The 21,215-nt window shown below is 27.2% G+C and carries 21 protein-coding genes, 1 pseudogene and 1 other annotated feature (1 of these 23 running past the window's edge); of the genes and pseudogenes, 20 read left to right on the top strand and 2 right to left on the bottom strand.

From position 1 onward, the window contains the following. Positions 1–161 (bottom strand) — a binding site (T-box leader); it reaches 73 nt to the left of the window's first position. Positions 162–480: 319 nt separating this feature from the next. The 6 genes from M4I33_RS12170 to M4I33_RS12145 all read left to right on the top strand — a co-directional run bounded on the left by M4I33_RS12170 (position 481) and on the right by M4I33_RS12145 (position 5,977). Further along, on the top strand, positions 481–984 hold the full coding sequence (locus tag M4I33_RS12170) for a GNAT family N-acetyltransferase (protein ID WP_257917042.1): 504 nt from the start codon (positions 481–483) through the stop codon (positions 982–984). Positions 985–1,080: 96 nt separating this feature from the next. Beyond that, on the top strand, positions 1,081–2,130 hold the full coding sequence (gene cax / locus M4I33_RS12165) for a calcium/proton exchanger (RefSeq protein WP_257917041.1): 1,050 nt from the start codon (positions 1,081–1,083) through the stop codon (positions 2,128–2,130). 267 nt (positions 2,131–2,397) lie between these two features. Further along, positions 2,398–3,600 (top strand): DHHA1 domain-containing protein, encoded by a 1,203-nt coding sequence (locus M4I33_RS12160; protein WP_257917040.1) that lies wholly within the window; start codon positions 2,398–2,400, stop codon positions 3,598–3,600. A gap of 56 nt (positions 3,601–3,656) precedes the next feature. Further along, positions 3,657–4,613, top strand: a complete 957-nt coding sequence (locus tag M4I33_RS12155) for an aromatic acid exporter family protein (RefSeq protein ID WP_257917039.1) — start codon at positions 3,657–3,659, stop codon at positions 4,611–4,613. Positions 4,614–4,700: 87 nt separating this feature from the next. Next, positions 4,701–5,147 (top strand): GNAT family N-acetyltransferase, encoded by a 447-nt coding sequence (locus M4I33_RS12150; RefSeq protein WP_257917038.1) that lies wholly within the window; start codon positions 4,701–4,703, stop codon positions 5,145–5,147. 68 nt (positions 5,148–5,215) lie between these two features. Continuing rightward, positions 5,216–5,977: a sporulation protein gene (locus M4I33_RS12145; RefSeq protein ID WP_257917037.1), complete on the top strand. Its 762-nt coding sequence runs from the start codon at positions 5,216–5,218 to the stop codon at positions 5,975–5,977. A gap of 47 nt (positions 5,978–6,024) precedes the next feature. Here M4I33_RS12145 and M4I33_RS12140 read toward each other — a convergent pair whose 3' ends face one another. Next, the gene (locus tag M4I33_RS12140; protein WP_257917036.1) at positions 6,025–6,792 is read right to left on the bottom strand and encodes a histidinol-phosphatase HisJ family protein; all 768 of its coding nucleotides are present in this window, start codon (positions 6,790–6,792) and stop codon (positions 6,025–6,027) included. 90 nt (positions 6,793–6,882) lie between these two features. Here M4I33_RS12140 and M4I33_RS12135 point away from each other — a divergent pair, with 90 nt between their 5' ends. The 13 genes and pseudogenes from M4I33_RS12135 (at position 6,883) to M4I33_RS12075 (ending at position 19,810) form a co-directional block, all read left to right on the top strand. Beyond that, entirely contained in the window at positions 6,883–7,272 is a 390-nt protein-coding gene (locus M4I33_RS12135; protein ID WP_257917035.1) for a hypothetical protein, read from the top strand. Between the two features lie 142 nt (positions 7,273–7,414). Next, positions 7,415–8,653 (top strand): hypothetical protein, encoded by a 1,239-nt coding sequence (locus M4I33_RS12130; protein ID WP_257917034.1) that lies wholly within the window; start codon positions 7,415–7,417, stop codon positions 8,651–8,653. 20 nt (positions 8,654–8,673) lie between these two features. Next, positions 8,674–10,005 carry a murein hydrolase activator EnvC gene (locus M4I33_RS12125; protein WP_257917033.1) on the top strand — a complete coding sequence of 444 codons (1,332 nt, stop codon included), beginning with the start codon at positions 8,674–8,676 and terminating at the stop codon, positions 10,003–10,005. Between the two features lie 430 nt (positions 10,006–10,435). After that, a complete protein-coding gene (locus M4I33_RS12120; RefSeq protein ID WP_257917032.1) occupies positions 10,436–10,579 on the top strand; it encodes a hypothetical protein in 144 nt (47 codons plus the stop codon). A gap of 66 nt (positions 10,580–10,645) precedes the next feature. Then, positions 10,646–11,443, top strand: coding sequence for a hypothetical protein (locus M4I33_RS12115; RefSeq protein WP_257917031.1), 798 nt, complete (start codon positions 10,646–10,648; stop codon positions 11,441–11,443). Between the two features lie 116 nt (positions 11,444–11,559). Continuing rightward, positions 11,560–12,843, top strand: a pseudogene (gene tig / locus M4I33_RS12110) (trigger factor). 156 nt (positions 12,844–12,999) lie between these two features. Further along, a complete protein-coding gene (clpP, locus tag M4I33_RS12105; protein ID WP_194189797.1) occupies positions 13,000–13,596 on the top strand; it encodes an ATP-dependent Clp endopeptidase proteolytic subunit ClpP in 597 nt (198 codons plus the stop codon). Between the two features lie 26 nt (positions 13,597–13,622). Further along, positions 13,623–14,921 carry an ATP-dependent protease ATP-binding subunit ClpX gene (gene clpX / locus M4I33_RS12100; protein ID WP_257917030.1) on the top strand — a complete coding sequence of 433 codons (1,299 nt, stop codon included), beginning with the start codon at positions 13,623–13,625 and terminating at the stop codon, positions 14,919–14,921. Positions 14,922–15,062: 141 nt separating this feature from the next. Then, positions 15,063–17,399: an endopeptidase La gene (gene lon / locus M4I33_RS12095; RefSeq protein ID WP_257917029.1), complete on the top strand. Its 2,337-nt coding sequence runs from the start codon at positions 15,063–15,065 to the stop codon at positions 17,397–17,399. Further along, positions 17,389–17,985 (top strand): ribosome biogenesis GTP-binding protein YihA/YsxC, encoded by a 597-nt coding sequence (gene yihA, locus M4I33_RS12090; RefSeq protein ID WP_194189800.1) that lies wholly within the window; start codon positions 17,389–17,391, stop codon positions 17,983–17,985. Before lon ends, yihA begins: the two co-directional genes overlap by 11 nt. A gap of 128 nt (positions 17,986–18,113) precedes the next feature. After that, complete coding sequence (locus tag M4I33_RS12085; protein ID WP_257917028.1) at positions 18,114–18,644, top strand: hypothetical protein; 531 nt, start codon at positions 18,114–18,116, stop codon at positions 18,642–18,644. Positions 18,645–18,682: 38 nt separating this feature from the next. Next, the gene (locus M4I33_RS12080) at positions 18,683–18,949 is read left to right on the top strand and encodes a hypothetical protein (protein ID WP_257917027.1); all 267 of its coding nucleotides are present in this window, start codon (positions 18,683–18,685) and stop codon (positions 18,947–18,949) included. Positions 18,950–19,096: 147 nt separating this feature from the next. Further along, on the top strand, positions 19,097–19,810 hold the full coding sequence (locus M4I33_RS12075) for a hypothetical protein (RefSeq protein WP_257917026.1): 714 nt from the start codon (positions 19,097–19,099) through the stop codon (positions 19,808–19,810). 130 nt (positions 19,811–19,940) lie between these two features. Here the strand turns inward: M4I33_RS12075 and M4I33_RS12070 are convergent, their stop codons facing one another. Then, a complete protein-coding gene (locus tag M4I33_RS12070; RefSeq protein ID WP_257917025.1) occupies positions 19,941–20,852 on the bottom strand; it encodes a hypothetical protein in 912 nt (303 codons plus the stop codon). A 98-nt stretch (positions 20,853–20,950) separates the two neighbouring features. Here M4I33_RS12070 and M4I33_RS12065 point away from each other — a divergent pair. Continuing rightward, a partial coding sequence (locus M4I33_RS12065; RefSeq protein WP_257917024.1) for a hypothetical protein occupies positions 20,951–21,215 on the top strand: 265 nt, incomplete at its 3' end.

Here is a 21,215-nt window from a genome sequence, read left to right as displayed (position 1 = left end):
TATTAACGGTAACTAACCGATATTGCCTAATATCTAAATTATTAGAGTTCAACAACTGACTCCAAGATGTATTCAAAATAAATTTCTTTAGCGCTTCTCATCAACCAGCAACTTTCTGTTAAGAAGGGTTTATTTCTACTTGTTCTCTTCTTAGTCTTTGTAATTTAAAATTTTGTTTTGCGATTTGTCCTATCGCTTGCACTTATTATATACCCGCTAAATTATAAAAGTCAACACCCATTTTAATTTAATTTATGTTAAAAAAGAATGAATATATGGCACGAAAAAGTTAATAAAATGACAAAGTTTTGAATAGGTAAGTTTACTTTTTTTATTGCATATAATGAAAGAAATAGAAAAAACTTTTGATTAAGATAGAATTTTTAGAATAATTAAAAAATATAAGTGAAAGATTTAAAAAAGTATGTTATAATATTAACAAAGATTAACGAAGAACTAGATATACTAGGGGGAAGAATTATGATAGAGATTATGAACACAAATACTTTAGATAAAGCTATTGTTGATAACTTTCTAAAGGAAAAAGAAATAGATAAAAATGTTATAGCAAAGGGTAAAATTTATAATTTAGATAACCTCGATGCATTTATGCTTTTTGAAGGTATTTACGCTTTAGGAGAAAATGATCCTAAAGGGATAGCTTACTATAAAGTAGGCGTTAGAGGGATGGAAATTGTAAAAATATACACAATAACAGAAGATGATAGAATTAAAAATATTCTTCTTAAAAAGCTTATAGAAAAGGCTAAGGAAGAGGGGTGCAAAAGAATTTGGAGCTTGGTTACTAACGATAAAGTAGAAACTATGGAATTTTTACAAAGAAATGGTTTTGAAATGAAGATGCTTCATGAAAATCTTATAGAAGAAATGAGAAAAAATAATTTAAACGTGTACGAATATGGGTTAAACGGAATAAAAATTTCACACGGATTAGAATTTGTTTATGAATTCACAGAAGACTAGCTAAATTTTAGCTAGTTTTTTTTATAAATTTATATTGAGTTAACAATTTTAGGTTAAAATATTCTTGTTTAAAAAAATTTAGAAACGAGGAAATCTATGAAATTCTTAAAAGTACTTTTAATATTTATACCCTTAAGTATTGTAGGTGAATTTATGCATTTTTCACCTACTGTTAACTTTTTATTATCAGCTTTAGCTATAGTTCCTTTAGCTGGAATGATGGGAGAAGCTACAGAAGAGATATCATGTTACACAGGTCCTAAAATTGGAGGATTTTTAAATGCAACATTTGGTAATGCAACAGAACTTATAATATCTTTTTTTGCATTAAAAAGTGGGCTATTTGATGTTGTAAAAGCATCTATTGCAGGTTCAGTTATAGGAAATACACTTTTAGTTTTAGGTGCAAGTATGTTGCTTGGCGGATTAAAATATAAAACTCAAAAGTTTAATAAAAAAGTAATTGAAGTAAGTGCAAGTATGTTACTTTTTGCTGTAATTGGACTTAGTGTACCTGCTATATTTACACATACAATTAGTCAGGATTTATTAAATACAAAATACGAAGGATTAAGTGTTTTTGTTGCAGTTATAATGTTTATTATTTACATATTAAGCTTAGTATTTTCATTCTTTACACATAAAGATATTTATGCAGTTTCAGGGGAGGAAGAAAACCTAGAAAAAGCTAAGTGGACTTTAAAAAAATCAATTTTAGTTTTAGGTGTTTCTACTATACTTATAGCACTTGAAAGTGAAATTTTAGTTAGTGCAGTTGAGCCTATGACAAAGAGTTTAGGCCTTAGTGAATTCTTTGTAGGTATAATAATAATACCTATAATCGGAAATGCTGCAGAACATAGCACAGCTATTGTTATGGCACTTAAAAATAAAATGGATGTTGCAGTTGAAATTGCAATAGGTTCAAGTCTTCAAATAATATTATTTGTTGCACCTGTACTAATATTTTTAAGTTTAATATTTACTCCAATGAGTATAGTATTTAACCCATTTGAATTAGCTGCACTTATAGTATCTGTGCTAATTGTAAATAGGGTAGCAAATGATGGAGAGTCTAACTGGCTTGAAGGTGTTCAGCTTTTAGCGGTATATGTAATTATCGCAGCTGCATTTTTCATAGTTTAATAGAAAAAAGATGTATATTAACTTTAAAGTTAATATACATCTTTTTTATTTATATCTAAAATCTCAATTAACCTTTTTACATTCCTATATTTAATACTATACCTATAGAGAAATTGTTTTTAAAAGAGATATATAAACAATTTATAAGTGGAAGTGTAATACTTATTATAAATTACTATATAACTTTAGTTGTTTAAAAAAATAACAAAATTAAGTGATTTGTTTTTTATATGTTATAATCAACTATATAAATAAGAGGTGAATTAAATGGAAAAATTATATTATGTTGATGAATATATAAAAGAATTTAAAACAGAAATTACAAATATTATAGAAAAAGGCGATAAATATTATGTTGCTTTAGAAGAGAGTGCATTTTTTGAAGGTGGAGGAGGTCAACCTTCAGATACTGGTTTTATAGATAATCATAAAGTTATAGATATAATAGAAGAAGATGGGGTTATATATCATATAACAGAAACTAAGCCTATTAAAATCCACAAGGTCTCTTGCAAGATTGACTGGGAAAAAAGATATGATTTTATGCAGCAACATTTAGCTCAACATGCTCTTTCAGGATGCTTTTTTAAATTATTTAATAAAAATACTTGCGGAATACATTTAGGAAAAGATATAAGTACTATAGATATCGAAGGAACCGTTACAGAAGAAGAGATAAGAAAAGCAGAAAAAATGGTAAATGAAATAATTTTTGAAAATAGAGAAGTTAAAACTATAATCCCAACAAAAAGCGAACTTAAAAAATTAAAAATAAGAAGAGCGCTTCCAAACACTAAAGAAGATATAAGAGTAGTTATTATCGAGGATTTAGATATAAATGCTTGCTGCGGGGTGCACGTTAAGAGCACAATAGAGCTTCAAGCTATAACTTTAAAAAGGTTTGAAAAACATAAAGGCAATACTAGAATAGAGTATTTAGCAGGTAATAGAGCTATAAAAGATTATTTAAATAAAGATAGCTTTTCAAGAACTATATGTAGAAGTTTAAGTTGTAGTGAAGATGAAACTTTAAATAGTTTAAATAAACTAAATGATAAAATTAAAGAATTATCAAATGAAAACAAAAATTTAAGAATAGAACTTGATGATTATAAAGTAAAAGAATTTATAGAAAAATCAGAAAAGGTAAATGATATTACTATTATAAAAGAAATATTTAAAGAAGATAGCATAAAAAATATAAGCAAATTAACAAATAGGCTTTTAGAAAATGATAATATAATAACACTTTTTGCAATAGAAAATGAAGATAAAGCTAACTTAATATTTGGATCATCTAAAAATATTAAAAATATAGATATGAATATACTTTTAAAAGATGCAATATCACTTATAGATGGAAGAGGTGGCGGAAGCAAATTCTTATCTCAAGGTGGAGGAAAAAACAATAATAATCTAAAAGGAACTTTAGATTATGCATTTAAGAAAATAGAAAATAATATTAAATAGATAAAAAGAGGATTGTTTAAAAAATAACAATTCTCTTTATCTTTATAGGAGGAAACATGAATTTTATTAATAGTAATACTATAAAAATTGCAATTTCAGCATCTATTGCGATATTAGTTTCAAACTCTTTAGGGCTACAGTTTGGAGTAACAAGTGGAATAATTGCAATTTTAAGTATTCAAAACACTAAAAAAGATACGATTATAGTTGGAATTAGAAGATTTATTGCAGGAGTAATCGCTGTTTTAATATCATATTTTCTATATGTTTGTTTTGGTAATAATTCTTTTATTTTTGGACTTTTTTTATTGATTTTTATACCATTAACAAAAAGGTTTAATATAGAAGAAGGAATGGTAGCGGGTGCGGTTTTATCTACCCATCTTTTAGTTAGTTCAAATATAAATATTACTTGGATTTATAACGAGGTAGGATTACTTACTATCGGGATAGGAGTAGCTACATTATTTAATTTATATATGCCATCTCTTGAAGAAAAGTTTAATAAAGATAAAGTGATGATAGAAAATCTTTATAGAAGAATTCTATTAGATATGTCTGATTCTTTTATATCTAAAGCGGTAAGTATAAATGAGCAAAAAAGATTAGATTTAGCAAAGGATTTGATTTTAGAATCAAGAGAATTAGCTTATAAAATAAGTAAAAATAATATATTTAAAGAAGATAAATATTATTTAGATTACGTAGAAATGAGAAGTGCACAATTAGATGTTATTTTAAAGATGAGAGCGCATTTTTCAAGGTTTACTATGACTTATTCACAGATGCTTATAATGTCTGAATTTACAAAAGAAATTGCACAAAATATATATTTTACTAATGATTGTATAGAATTATTAAAAAGGACCTATGACTTAAGGGAAAGCTATAAAAAGATGGATCTTCCAAAAACGAGAGAAGAATTTGAAAATAGGGCTATGCTATTACAATTTTTAAATGATTTAGAGGATTTTTTAATTTTAAAAAATAAATTTGTCTTAGATAGAAGATGAGAATTATTAATATGTAAAAGATGGTAATAATATATTAAAAAAGATAGTATTAATAACTATATTTATTTAATATAAGGGGGAAAGACTTTGAAAGAAGATATCTTAGTTAAAGAGGCAGAAATTAAAGAATTAAAAAATATAAAAAATTTAATAACTGAAAACTTTAACTCTTATGAAAAAGAGAGTTTTTCAAAAAGTGGAAGAGTTGAATTTTTAAATAATATAACTGAAGGCGAACTTAAGAATAGAAGAAATTCAGGAAGCAGATTTATTATAGCTAAAGTTTTAGGAGAAATTAAAGGTGTTATGGAAGTTAGACCTTATAACTATATTAATTTATTTTTTATCCAAAAAAATGATTTAGAATTAACAAAAAAACTAATTAAATCTTATTCCAATTTTTGCGATAAACCTAAAATAATAAACGCGCCACTTTATTTAGAAGAAACATTTAATTTATTAGGGCTAAAAAAATTATGCAAAGAGCAAGAAGTTGAAGGAGTGAAATTCATTCCTTATAAGTTCACTTTTTAAATAGGAGTAATTACTTAAAATTTTAAGAATAAACTATATAGAAAACCTTAAAATAAAGGACTGATTTTATGAGCTTATGGAGTAAGAGACTTTCAAATTCCGTATATAGTATATACGCTAAAAGTAAAGTGAATTTGAAAACTTTAGAAATTATTTCAGGTGAAGTTATAAAAGGTGAGGTAGAAATTTTAGGAGGTAAGATAAAGCAAGAAATTCCCTATATAAAAGTATTTTTAAAAACTGAATACGAAATATATACTAAGTGTTCTAAAAGAATTAAAGAATTTATAATTAAAGAAGAGGACTTAATAGTAAATAAAACTATAAATGAAGGAGAAATAATTAAAATTCCCTTTAAAATCAAAAGTCCTGAAGATATGCCTTTAAATTCAGGTGAGTTTGGAGTTTGGGTTGAATCTGAGATTTGTTCTTTAAATTCAATTGTAAATCACGATAGAGTATATATTAAAATTAAACCTATTTTAGAAATTAAAAATATTTTAAATGCTTTTGAAAAGTTTGGATTTATAGTAAGGTCTATTTATAATAATAGTGATTTAAGTTTAAGCAGATTTAACGATAAAATGCCTTTTTATCAACAATTTCAAATTATACCAAAAGATGATTCTATATTTATTGATCGTTATTATTTAAATTTAGTATTTTATATTAGTAGTGAAAATATAGGCATTTTTATTAAAAAAAATAGTGAAAAGAAATTTCTAAAAAGTGAAGATAGATTTGAAGATGATAAATTCTATGAATTATTATTCCAAAGAGTGGAATTGACTGAGGGTAGGGAATTTGATGATTTAATTCATTTATTTTAATAAAGGTTTTTAAAATTTTGGCACCTAATTTTTAGGTGCCTTTAATTTTAAGATAATTTCATAATTCTATTTTGGAAATACACAGGTATAAGGCCTGTTTCTTCTAAGAATCTTTTAGCGAGTTTAAAATTTATACCAATACTTGTAGCTTCGTGTGCATCAGAACCTAAAGTTACATATTTACCTCCAAGACTTTTATAAAGCTTGTATACAGGTATTAGTGAGTTATAAACCTTAGGAATACTAAGTCTTCTTGTATTTAACTCTAAAACTTTATTTTTATTTATTAATATATCAAATAATCTTTTTAAATATTTTTCATGTTCTTTTAAAGTAAATTCATTATTTTCGTAATTACAATACCTACAAGGGTAATCTATATGCCCTAAAGAATCAAAATCGTCAAATTCTGTTATATATTTTATTCCTTCTTCAAAATAAGTTTTAAAAAACTCATCTTTTTCCATATTATTAGAATCAAAAAAACTATAAATATCTAAATCTTTTATAGAATGAATTGAACCTATTACATAATCAAAAGGATAAGACGATATTAAATTTTTATTCTTTTCTATTATAGAGGAAGATAAACCAATTTCAACTCCAAGTAATAGAGTATCATCTCTATATTTAGAATAGGACTTAAAAAAATTATCTATATCTGCTCTAAAAAGATTTGGATCTGGGTAGTTAAAATCTACGTGTTCAGTTAAAATAGTTCCAATTTTCAAGTTGTTTTTAGATTGTATTAAGTCTGCTATTTTCATTTGACTATCAGATGAAAGGTTAGTGTGCATATGTGTATCAAAAATCATAGCGGCCTCCTAAATGTAATTATTTCTTTGTATATTATATCATAGTGTTGTAAAATACTAGTTAGAAATATAGACTTTGGAGGAAAAACTATGGAAAACAATTTAGATATACTATTTAAAGTTAAATATAACGACGAATTAAAAGGGGTAAAGGGAGAAGAACTTATCTTTACAAAAGAAGACTATTTAGATGATATTGAAGAATATGAAGATATTATCCCTATAATTTCAGAAATGCAAGATTCTTTAGAAGCTGAAAGAATAACATGTACTTCAGTAAATGATGAGTGTTGCGGAATAAGTAAAGATAATTACATTATAGAAATTCACGGTTATATAAATGATGAAGATGAATTTATAACGAAAGAAGAATTAGAAAAATACGAAAATGTATTTAATAAAGATGTTTTAGATTTATTTGTTATAAGAGTATATAAATGCGTTGATTGTGGTAAGTGGATAATTGATATATTAGAGTAATATAAATATGCTATGGTTTTAAATCATAGCATATTTAATTAATATCTAAAAAATATTAAAATAATATTAAGAGTTTATTTTTCTAAAGCTATTAGGTTGATTTAAATAAAAAATAAAGAGTATTATTAAAAGGGGTTGTGTTATGTCTAAGTTTAAGGAGAAATTTTTAACATTCTTTGATAGATTAAAAGATAGTTTTTATGATTTCAAATATGGAGATAAAAAAGAGTTCTTTAAAAAGAATATAATTCTTATTTCTATAACTTGTATTATAATAATTTTTAGTGTTGGATTTTTCTTTGGAAATATAATAAGCACTAAAGAAGGAACTTTAAAAAAGCTTCAAAGAGGACTAGTTAAAGGTAGCGTTAGCACTTTAGATGATGTTATTAAAATAGATGGTGAAAAGGCTACAAAAGAAGAATTAAAACCATTAAGTGATTACTATAAAGGAAAAGATACTTTAGTAAATAATTTAATTGATGATATAAAAGATGATAAATCAAAAATTATGAAACTTACATCTAGTAAATCTTTATTTTTAGAAAATTATAGTTTAGATTTAAATACATTTACATTAACTATAGAAAATGATAATAAAGATGCGGATTTATATTTAAATGATAAAGAAGTTAAAGGAACAACAGAAATAAAAGGCTTAATTCCAGGTGAGTATAAACTAAAGGGTGTAGTTAAAAGTGAATTTGGTGACATAAAAAAAGAAGAGTCTATTTTACTTATGAAAGATGAAAAAGTTAATTTTAAAATAGGTGCAAACTTTATTACACTTCATTCAAACTTTGATGATGCTAAAGTCTTTATAAATGGTGAAGATTCAAACAAAACTGTAAAAGAATTTAAAAATGCAGGACCTTTTCCAAGTGATGGAAGTGTAAAGATTAGTATAGAAAAGGATTTGCCGTGGGGAAAAGTTAAAAGTGAAGAGGTTCAAATCAAAGATAAACCTGATATAACTATAAATTTAAACATTAAAAATGATGAATTATTTAATGAAGTGCAAACTTTAGTAGATAATTTTTATGATAGTGTTTTTAAAGCCTTAAATGAAGAAAACAAAGAATTAATTAATGCAGCAACAAACGAGGCTAAAGATAAAGTTTTTGGCGTTTTAGAAAAGAAATACTTTTTCTTAAAAAATCAATATGAAATCACAGGTATTAACATAGATAAAGAAAAGAGTAAGTTTACTTATGAAAATGGTGAATTTAAAGGAAGCGTTGTTTGTGATGTTAATTATGATGTGAGTAAGGTTTTATTTGGGTTAGGTAAGGAAAGTAAAAACACTAAATTTTTTACAAAGATTATTTTTAAAGACGGAAAGTGGGTTGTTTCTGACGTAGAAAACTTCACGCTAAGCTAACACAGGAGGGTTTTTAATTTATGAAAAAAAAGTTAATAGCTTTTATTATTATAGGAGCCATAGGAAGTAGTTACTTTTTAGGTGACTCATCAGCCTATGCTGTAAGTAAAAAGGATAATGAAAATAAAATAGAACAAAACAAAGATAAAATAGATGATTTAAAAAAAGAAAAAGAAAAAGTAAACGAAAATAAAGAAAAAAAGAACGATGAACTAAACAAAGTATTAGGTGAAATAGATAAACAAGGTAAAATAGTATCTGATTCAGAAAACGTAGTTTTAGGGTATCAAAAGAAAGTATCAGAATTAAATAGTGAAATTGATTCAATAAATAATAAAATAAAAGATATCGAAAATAGCGTAAAAGCTAAAGAAGAGGCTATAGAGAAAAATCAAAAGAAAAAAGAAGAAAACCAAAAGATATTAGATAGTAGGCTTAGAGAATATTATAAAACTAATATGGGAACGAGTATGCTATCTGCTGTATTAAATTCAGATGGATTTTCTGATTTAATTTCAAATATTTATACTATGAATAAAATAATAGATATGGATAATAAGCTTATTAAAGAGTCTAAAGAACTAGATAAAAAGCTTAAAGAAGAAAAGGTTGAATTAGATAGGGAAAAATCTTTAAAAGATTCCGAAAAAGCCAAGATATCAGAAAAGAAAAATGAACAAGAAAGCTTAAAGGAAAAAGCTGAAAAAGAAAGAGATAAACAAAAATCTGAACTTAAAAAACTTGAAAAACTTGAAAATGATAAAAAAGAAGTTTTAGATAATATGTCTAAAAAAGAAAGCAGCATAAAAGATGAAATAAATGATTTAGAGTCATATAACAAAGAACTTCAAGATCAAATAGATAAGCTCTTTGAGGAACTAAATAATAAAAATAACAATACTAATAATAACAGTAGTAATAGCGGTTCTTCAAATAACGGAAGTAGTAATTCAGGTGGAGAACATGTAAGTGGAAAGTACATAAGACCTACAAGCGGACCTGTAACTAGCCCTTATGGTCCTAGAATTCATCCAATACAAGGACAAGTTGGATTCCACACAGGAGTAGATTTAGGAGCGCCAAATGGTGCACCTATAAAAGCGGCAGCTGATGGTACTGTAGTACTTGCAGGCTGGGTAAGTGGATATGGTAAAACTGTAATAATAGACCACGGAAATGGTGAACAAACATTATATGGTCACACTAGCGCATATAATGTTACGGAAGGACAAAGCGTAAAACAAGGACAAGTCATTGCAAATGTAGGAAGTACTGGAAATAGTACAGGGCCTCATCTTCATTGGGAAGTAAGAAAAAATGGACAACATGTAAGTCCTATGGCATACGTATAAAAATTAGGATTAGGTGTCACACTCTTTTGGTGTGGCATTTTTTTTATTTAAATTTATCTATAAAAATAAAAAACCTGTACATGACTGTACAGGTTAAAGGGTTTGTTCATTTAAGAAAGGGAATAAATGAACAATTGTGGGGTTTATTTAAACTCTATAGCTTTTGCTATTAGAGTGGTATGGGCTTTTTAAAAACAAGTTGTTTTACTTGTTAATTATATTATACAACAAAGAAGAAAAGTTTCAATACAAAATCATCCAATTAATAAAATATTAATAAAATATCTGTATTTTCGTAACATACCCCTAAATTATGACCCTAAATAATTAAGAATTACTTATAATAAATAAAACTTATTAAATTTTGTAATAATTTATGATAGAATTGAGATAAATAAAATTGAAGGATAATTTAAGGAGTGATATATAAATGATAATATTAAAAAAAGATAATTTCTTAAAGGATGCTCCTGATTATGAAGATTACACAGATAATGTTGCTAATCTTTCAAAAGAAGAAAAGGAATCTTTAGGAATAAAAAGTTGCAACTGTTCTTGCAAAAATAAAAAATAATGTAAATAGGTATATTAGGTTATAATATATTTAGTAAATATACGAAAAATTTAGGAGGTACTAGTTTTGTCAAAACCAAGCATATTCAGCAGAGATTATGAAAAAAGAATGAAAAAAAGAAAAATAAGAATCGCTTTAATAATAGGGGTTATCCTTATTGTGGGAGGAGCTCTTTTATACAATTTTAAAATAAAAAATATGGATTTTAGTAATGTACGAAATAAATTACAAGCTTGGGTAGATAGTGATAAAAAAGAAGAACCAAAAGCTAAGGCTGAAGATCCAAAAACTCAAATAGAAGAAAAACCTGTTGAAGAAGAGAAAACCTTTCTAGAAATAGAACTTCCTAATAAAGAAAAAATAAAAGTTCAATATGAAGTAGAAGATAACAAAGGAAAAGTTAAAGAATTAGAAGATAAAAAAGGTTATGATTTTGATGTTTCACCTGATAAAGATGAAATAATAGCATTAGATAAAAATCAAAATATGTACTTAATTAAATTAAGTAAAGAAAAAGATTATAAAGTAACTGATATAACTAAAAAACAATATGTATCAAAAAATGGAACTAAATTCCCAAAAGACACTCGCTTAGAGGCTGATAAAAATTATAAATGGCATGCTGAGCCAAAGTTTATTAATGAAGATACTATTATATATGTAAGCGAGTTACCTTTCTTTGGAACTTCTGCAACTAAAGAGTATGTTTGGATTTATGATATAAGTAGTAAAGAAGATAAAGTAATATTCAAACTTTCAGGAAAGAAAATAGATATAGGTGACATAAAAAAAGATAAGGGAATAATAGTAGATATAGATAAAAATGAATATATTATAGATGATAAGGGTAATATTGTAAAATAGGACGTATACAAGCTATAAATATTTGATAATAAATAGAAAACTATGTTATAATAAGCTAGTTAAATTATTAAGAGTTATAAACTAGTAGAATAACTATTTTAGGAGGAATAACAAAAATGGAAGCTAAAATGGAAAAAATAGAAAACAATATAGTTAAATTTGAAGTGAGAGTAGAAGCAGAGAAATTCACTGCTGCTTTAAATAAAGCATTTAACAAAAACAAAAAAAGATTTGCTGTACCTGGATTTAGAAAAGGTAAAGTACCAATGCACATGATAGAAAAAATGTATGGAACAGAAGTATTCTTTGATGATGCTGCAAATACATGCATAAGTGAAACATATCCTGTAGCAATTGAAGAAAACAACATAAGACCTGTTGACTTCCCAAGAGTCGATATTAAAGAAATTGGAAAAGGTAAAGATTTAGTTTATACAGCTGAAGTTACTGTTTATCCAGAAGTTGAACTTGGAGAATACAAAGGTTTAGAAGTTAAGAAAAATACTTTATAAGTATCTGACGAAGAAGTTAACGCTCAATTAGATTCTATGCAAAAGCAAAATGCTAGAGTAGAAGTTAAAGAAGATGGAAAAGTTGAAAGCGGCGATGTAGCTGTAATAGACTTTAAAGGATTCATAGATGGAGTTGCATTTGAAGGTGGAGAAGGACACGATTACGCTTTAGAAATCGGTTCAGGTTCATTTATAGATAACTTCGAAGATCAATTAATCGGTCTTGCAAAAGGAGAAGAAAAATCAGTTAAAGTTACTTTCCCAGCTGAATACGGAAAAGATGACTTAAACGGAAAAGAAGCTACTTTTTAAGTAACTATTAAAGAAATTAAAGCAAAAGAATTACCAGAACTTGATGATGAATTCGCAAAAGAAGTTTCAGAATTTGAAACATTAGCTGATTTAAAAGCTGATATAAAAGAAAAATTCCAAAAAAATAAAGATGAGCAAGTAGAAAACGAATTTAAAGATGCTTTAATAGCTGCTGCTATCGAAAATGCTAAAATGGAAGTACCAGAAGTTATGTATGAAAAAGAAATAGATAACATGGTGAAAGATTTAGAGCAAAAATTAGGATACCAAGGGTTATCATTAGAGCAATATCTTCAATTCACAGGAAACACTGAAGATAAAATGAGAGCTTACATGAAAGAAAATGCAGAAAAGAAAGTTAAAGCTGACTTAGTATTAGAAGCTATAGCTAAAGCTGAAAACATAGAAGCAACAGAAGAAGAAGTAAACGAAAAAGCTACAGAAGTTGCTAAAATGTACGCTGGAGACAATGCAGAAGAGATGGCTAAAATGTTAGTTCAAACTCAAAGACCTATGATAGAAAAAGATATAGTTGTTGCTAAAACTATAAAATTATTAGAAGATAATTGTAAATAATAGAAAAATTAAAAATAGAATATTTTTACTTTAAGATAATTGCCAGAAAAGACTTTTCTGGCAATTATTTAAAATACAGATTAACAAATAAGCGTTTGAAATATGTATAATAGGTAATAATAATATAATGTCTAGTTAAAAAAGGAGGGAATTATTATGAGTTTAGTACCAATGGTAGTAGAACAAACAAACAGAGGGGAAAGAAGTTATGATATCTTTTCAAGATTGTTAAAAGATAGAATAATTATGATAAATGGTGAGATAAATGATACTACTTCTAATTTAGTAGTAGCACAACTTTTATTTTTAGAAAGTGAAGATCCAGATAAAGATATTTATATTTATATAAATAGTCCAGGTGGTTCAATAACTGCTGGAATGGCTATATATGATACAATGCAATATATCAAGCCAGATGTTTGTACAATTTGCATAGGGCTTGCTGCATCAATGGGATCATTCCTTTTATCTTCAGGAGAAAAGGGTAAAAGATTTGCACTTCCTAATGCAGAAATAATGATACACCAACCTTTAGGTGGGTTCCAAGGTCAAGCAACTGACTTTGATATACACGCTAAGAGAATCCTTAAAATTAAGGAAAGATTAAATAAGATATTAAGCGAAAATACAGGGAAACCTCTTGATGAATTAAAAAAAGATGTTGAAAGAGATTATTTCTTAGATGCAGACGAAGCTATGGAATATGGTTTAGTTGATAAGGTAATCACTAAAAACGAAGAGGCAAAAGCTTAATAAATTTACTTTAGTGAGGTGAAAGTATGGCTAAATTTGAAGAGAAAAAGGGACTAAAGTGTTCTTTCTGTGGCAAAAGTCAAGATCAAGTAAAAAGACTTATTGCAGGTCCAGGAGTATATATTTGTGATGAATGCATTGAATTATGCTCTGAGATAATAGAAGATGAGTTCGAGGAAACAGTAGATGTTAAAGGAACAGAAGATTTACCAAAACCAAATGAAATTAAAAAATATTTAGATTCATATGTTATTGGTCAAGATGATCCTAAAAAAGCTTTAGCAGTTGCTGTTTACAATCACTATAAAAGAATTAATTCAAAAAAATCTAACGATGATATAGAACTACAAAAAAGTAATATCTTACTTTTAGGACCTACAGGTTCAGGTAAAACATTACTTGCACAAACTTTAGCGAAAGTTTTAAACGTACCTTTTGCTATAGCAGATGCTACTACTTTAACTGAAGCAGGTTATGTAGGAGAAGATGTAGAAAACATATTACTTAAATTAATTCAAAATGCTGATTATGACGTAGAAAGAGCACAAAAGGGAATTATCTATATAGATGAAATAGATAAAATTACTAGAAAATCTGAAAACCCTTCAATTACTAGGGACGTTTCAGGGGAAGGTGTTCAACAAGCACTTTTAAAAATTCTTGAAGGTACAGTTGCATCAGTTCCACCACAAGGCGGAAGAAAGCATCCTCATCAAGAATTACTTCAAATAGACACTTCAAATATATTATTTATTTGTGGTGGAGCATTTGATGGTATAGATAAAATAATAGAAAAAAGAACTACTAAAAGTTCTATAGGATTTGGAGCTGAAATCCAATCTAAAAAAGAAAAAGATTTAGGAAGTTTATTAAAAGAAACTACTCCAGAAGATTTACTAAAATTCGGATTAATACCTGAATTTGTTGGAAGACTTCCAATAGTAGTAACTTTAGAATCATTAGATAAAGATGCATTAGTAAAAATACTTTGTGAACCAAAGAATGCATTAGTTAAGCAATACAAAAAGCTTTTAGAACTAGACAACGTAGATTTAGAATTTACAAAAGAAGCTTTAGATGGAATTGCTGACGAAGCTATAGAAAGAAAGACAGGGGCTAGAGGACTTAGAGCTATCATAGAAGAAATGATGATAGATGTAATGTTTGATGTTCCGTCAGATGAAAGAATCACAAAAGTTACAGTGACAGAAGACACTGTTAAAAAAGGTAGTGAACCAAAAGTAGAAAGATTACCAGAAGGTGAAATAAGACCTATGTTAGTTGATAAATCATCTACTAAAGAAGAAAATGGTGAAACTGCATAATTAATACTTAGGCACTCTATGCTTTAGAGTGCCTATTATTTTTATAAAGATTTATAGGTTTAGTTACAATTATTGAAAAAATTAATGGTTATGTTATACTTATTAAGTCTAAATAAATTATAAGTTTGGAGGAAGATAAAAATGACAAAAGAAAATATTCTTCCGCTAATTCCTTTAAGAGGGTTAACTATATTTCCAAATATGGTTATCCACTTTGACGTAGGAAGAGATAAATCAATGAAGGCAATTGAGATTGCTATGGAAAATGGTGAAAATATTTTCTTAGCACCTCAAAAAAATCCTGATATATCTGAACCTAAAAAAAGTGACATCTGTAGTATAGGTACTATTTGTAAGATAAAACAAGTTATAAAACCAACTGAAGGTATAAACAGTGGTGTTATGAAGGTTTTAGTTGAAGGTAAGGAAAGAGCTAAAATATTAAAATTAAAAAATAAAAAAGAGTATTTAGAAGTAGAGATAGAAAAAATAGAAGAAGAGGATGTAGATTCTTTAGAAGTACAAGCTTACTTAAAAGAATTAAAAAAGGTGTTTATAAGATACATAAAACTAACTGGTGAAGCTAGTCCTGACATGATTAGAGGAATCCAAATGGATGATAATATAGTTAGCTTTGTTGATATGGCATCTAGTATAGCTGCAGTTAGAGAAAAAGATAGACAGGCTATACTTATGACTACTAATCTTAAAAAGAGAATGGAAAAATTACTTTTAGTTATTGAAGAAGAAATAAAAATTATTTCAGCTCAAAAGAAAATAGCAAATAAAGTAAAAGCAAAAGCTGATAAATCTCAAAAAGAATATTATTTAAGAGAGCAAATAAAAGCTATAAGAGAAGAACTTGGTGATGAAAACGAAGAGGAAGAACTAGATAGATACGAAGAAAAAATATTAAGTTTAGACCTTCCAGAAGAAGTTCTTGAAAAAGCAAAGTATGAACTAGGAAGACTTAGAAGTATGTCAAATAGTTCTTCAGAAAGTTCAGTTACTAAGGCTTATTTAGATTGTTTATTGGATGTTCCATTTAATACTTCTAGCGAAGATAGAATTGATATAAATGAAGCAGAAAATATTTTAAATAGTGAACATTATGGATTAAAAGATGTTAAAGAGAGAATTGTTGAATATTTAGCAGTTAAGCAGATGAGTAATTCAATGAGAGGACCTATACTTTGTTTAGTAGGACCTCCAGGAGTTGGTAAGACATCTATAGCAAAATCTATAGCAGAAGCTATGAATAAAAAATATGTAAGAGTAGCCTTAGGTGGAATGAAGGATGAATCTGAAATAAGAGGTCATAGAAGAACTTATGTTGGAGCTATGCCAGGTAGAATAGTTCAAGCGCTAAGAGAAGCTAAAACTAATAATCCTTTAATTTTATTTGATGAAATAGATAAAGTTTCAGCAAATTATAAGGGAGACCCATCTGATGCGCTACTTGAAGTTTTAGATAGTGAACAAAATAAAGATTTTAGAGATAGTTACTTAGAATTACCTTTAGACCTTTCAAAAACTCTATTTATAGCAACAGCAAATAGTTTAGATACAATCCCAAGACCACTTTTAGATAGAATGGAAGTAATTGAAGTATCAGGTTATACTTACGAAGAGAAATTCAATATAGCAAAAAAATATTTGATAAAGAAAGAATTAGCGGAACATAATATAGAAGAAGACAAAATAAAAATAAGTGATTCAGCTATAAAATTATTAATAGATGGTTATACTAGAGAATCAGGAGTTAGGGGATTAACTAGAGTAATTGCATCTTTAATAAGAAAAGCTATAACAGAAATGCTTAAGAAAAACAAAGATAGCATAAGTATAAATTCTAAAAAGGTGGAAAGCCTTTTAGGTAAAAGAAGATATACTTTTGATAAAATTGATAACGAAGATAAAATAGGAGTAGTTACTGGGATGGCTTGGACTGCTTACGGTGGAGATACTCTACCTGTAGAGGCTATGGTTATGGACGGAACTGGTAAGTTGCAGCTTACAGGTCAGTTAGGTGACGTTATGCAAGAATCTGCAAAAGCTGCTTACACTTACGTTAGAGCTAATGCAAAAAAATACAAAATAGACGAAGACTTCTATAAAAAGAAAGATATTCACATACACGTACCAGAAGGTGCAGTTCCAAAAGACGGTCCTTCAGCCGGTGTAACTATGATTACAGCTTTAGTGTCAGCTTTAAGCAAAAGAAGAGTTAGACACAACGTAGCTATGACAGGTGAAATAACTTTAACTGGTAGAGTTTTACCTATAGGTGGATTAAAAGAAAAATCATTAGCTGCTGTAAGAGCTGGAATTGATACTATTATAATTCCAAAAGATAATGAAAATGATGCTTTAAAAATACCAGAGTCAGTTAAGAAATCTCTAAAAATAATTACAGCCTCAGAGATTGATACTGTATTAAAAAATGCAATAATTGGAGATGATTTAAATGAGAATTAAACAATCAGAATTTATAACGTCGGCAGTTAAGCCGGACCAATACCCTACAGATAAAAGAAATGAAGTAGCTTTTGTTGGTAGATCAAACGTTGGTAAAAGTTCTATAATAAATGCTTTAACTAATAGAAGAAAATTAGCTAAAGTAAGTCAAACGCCTGGAAAAACTAAACTAATAAATTTCTTCCTTATAAATAATGATTTTTATTTAGTTGACTTACCAGGGTATGGATATGCTAAAGTTTCAAAAACAGAAAAAGAAAGCTGGGGTAAGACTATAGAAACTTACCTTTGCGATAGAGAAGAGCTTAAGAGAGTTGTACTTTTAGTAGATGCAAGACATAAACCTACAGCAGATGATAAGCTTATGTATGATTGGATAAAGCATTACGGCTATGATGTAATAGTTGTTGCTACAAAAAGCGATAAATTATCAAATAACGGTATAGCTAAAAGTAAAAAAATAATTAAAGAAGCACTTAATTTAGAAAAAGAAGAAAAGTTATATTACTTCTCATCTTTAAATAAAAAAGGTAGCGAAGAGCTTATAAACAACCTATTTTCTGAGTATGCAACAGATTTAGATTAAAGTATAAAAGCCTATGAAAAATATTTTTCATAGGTTTTTTTTTATGTAAAAAAATAGTGTCAAAATATTTCTAGAGGAATAGTATATAGTATAAAAAGCAAACAAAAAGGTATTAAAGGAGGCAAACCATGGAAATCGATGATATCTTAAATAGATTCAGTCATGATAGTGATTCTTCGAGTTCCTTTAGCTGCAATTCAGATCGTAGTGATAGCTATTCAGACGAAGATGTCTGTGATTTCAGTTGCGAAGATGATTCATCTTGTTCAGATTATGATTCTTTCGACGATTGTGACCCTTGCGATTTAGATTGCGATTGCAATTGGAACGATGGCTGTGATCGTGGATGTGGCTTCGGTAATAACAATCTTTGGATAATAATATTGCTACTATTATGTGGCGGATGTAGAAATGGAGGATATAATACTATGTCAAATTGTTGTTGTTGTTGTTGTGAAAAACCAAAATTCAAAAAATGCACTCAAACAGTATACTATCCAGAAAACTGTGCAGCAATGCAAGGTTATGGAAATCAAGGATATGGTAACTGCGGTGGCGGATTTGAATCAGGCGGATTTGGTATGTGGTGGATAATAATTATAATTTTATTATTCTGCGGCGGATTCAATAACGGTTGTGGAAACAACTGTGGATGTTAATTAAAAAAATAATTTAAATAAAATTAGGAGGATTAAATATGTCACACAAATGTTGTTGTAATGATACAGTAGTAGTTTCACCTTGTAATACAGGATGTCAAAACCATAGTGGATTTGGATCATGGTGGATAATTATATTAATATTATTACTATGTGGTGGATGCGGAAATAACGGATTTGGATGCGGAAATAGTTGTGGAAATAGCTGTGGAAACGGATGCGGAAATAACGGATTCGGATCATGGTGGATTATTATAATAATCTTACTATTCTGTGGTTGTGGAAATAACGGATACGGATTCTAGTTTTAAAGTAATCTAAACAAGTTAATCAATTTAATAGATTGATAATTGTTGGAGGGCCAATTGGCCCTCCAAAAAAATGCAAAAAATTTTAACAAAAATAAAGTTTATACATATAATAAATAATAAATGAAAAAAGGTGGGGGAGATGTGTCAAAGAGAAAACATAAAAATAGAAATGATCAAGATAATAACATGAACAATATGAATAACATGATGAATGGACCATTTGGATTAGACCCAAACGGGCTTATGAATATGATGGGTAGTCTTGATATGAATAAGATAAATGAAATGATGCAATCTATGAATAAAGATGGGGTTAATCTTTCTGATTTTCAAAATAATATAAATGGCGAGAGTAATCCTATGGAGATGTTTAACAATATGAATGGTGGAACAAACAATCAGATGAATAACCAAATGAATAACCAAATGAATAATCAAATGAATAATATGATGAATAATCCTATGGGGAATTTTAATCCTATGGCAATTTTAAGTCAACTTGGAAATATGAACAATAGGATGTCAAATAACATGAATAATTTTAAAAATAACATGGGTAACAACATAAACAATAATAGACCTACAAATAACAATGGGCAAAGCAATAAAACAAATGATTTAAATAAAGAAAAAATTAATAATAACCAAGTAAAGCAAAACAGAAATCCTATAAATAAAGATAATACGAGTCCTATAAATAACTCAAAAAATGGGGATGGAACTGAGAAAAAGAAGATAAGAGTAGACGATGCAAACGTAGAAATGTTACTCTCTTTAAAGAAATTTGTAAATGATGAAAGAAAGGCTTTTTTAGATAAAGTTATACAAAAATATAATGAAGGTATTTTTGATTAAGGTGTATAAAAATATTTTAATTGTTAATAATATAATTGTACCGGAGAAATAGTTCTCCTACAAAGCTTTATTGACAAAGTTAATAAGGCAAACCCCCCATCCCCCTTTTAGGCCGCTAGAAAGCGGCCTTTTATTTTGTTACATTATATAAACTTAAAACTTTAAAATTATTATCTATATTTCTTTTAAGGACTACCTTTACTTTAAAAGGAACTACTGAATTATTTGATTTGTTTTTTTTATTAAAGTTTAAATAAGCTTCTATAGTCTCTAAGTTTGAACCGTCAGAGAAGGACTTATCTTTTATAATTGCATTTTGAAAAGCATAGCTATAAGAATCTTTATCTAATTTCCAAAGTAGAGATATTTCATCTGAATCAGTAGAAGAATCAAAAATATCAGGAACGCTTTCTAAATCATAATTTAAAGAGGTTATATTTATAATTTCATAGAGAGAGCTTAAATTAAATTTAGTTAAATTAGTCTTTGTTACATCATAAAAGTTGTCATTTATAAGATAATATGAATTAAACGGTGTAACATTATTATAAAAATGGAAAGTTATAAATTGAGGTGATTTATTTGAGTTATAATCTTTTAGATAAACTACATTTATATCATCTTTATATATAAGTTTAAGTTCGTTTTCTAAAAACCCAAATAAATAAGTAACATTATTATTATTTTTTACTCCTGTAATTAAAAGTTGACTTTTTGAGTTTCTAGAAAGGTTTAAAATATTAATTGAAGAAAAGTCTAAGTTATCTACTAAAAAATCATCATTATCTAAATTTCCAAGAGAAATTTCTTTATCATTATCTATTAAAATTAAATTAAAACCCTTAGGTGTTTTAGAAACTTTCAAAGTTTCAGTAGAATTATCGCCATCTAAATTAACTTTATAATCTTTTTCTTCTAAAGAATAAGAAGATATAGTGGGTTTTTCTCTATTGTTTGTTAAAAATTTATTTATCAAAACTAAAGTTATAAAAATAAAAGCTAAAAACAACATGATTTTATAGGAATTTTTTAAAAATTTCATCTATTATTACCTCCTTATAAAAGTATATGAAGAAGATATAATTTAATGATTATTAAGCAAACTATAATATAGAGAATTTTTAAATGAGGAGTGATTTTATGAAAAGTAAAAGAGTTGTTTTAGGTTGTATTTTATTTTCAATACTATTATTTGTATCTTGTATGGAGAAGAAAGAAGAAACTTCAAAAGTTAAATTATATTATAATAAAAGTTCTATTGTAACTATTAAAAATGTGGAGACTTTAGTTAAAGAATATAAAAATAAAGAAGGAAAAGATATAGAAATAGTTCCCCTAGGAAGTGAGGAGGAACTAAAAAGTAAAATAGGCGAACATAAGGAATCGGCTCTTGTTTTATTAGATA

It is taken from the genome of Clostridium sp. LY3-2, assembly GCF_024705715.1.
Classification (GTDB): Bacteria; Bacillota; Clostridia; order Clostridiales; family Clostridiaceae; genus Clostridium.
The sequence above is the reverse complement of the archived record's forward strand: the minus strand, read 5'-3'. Positions and strand labels throughout refer to the sequence as shown.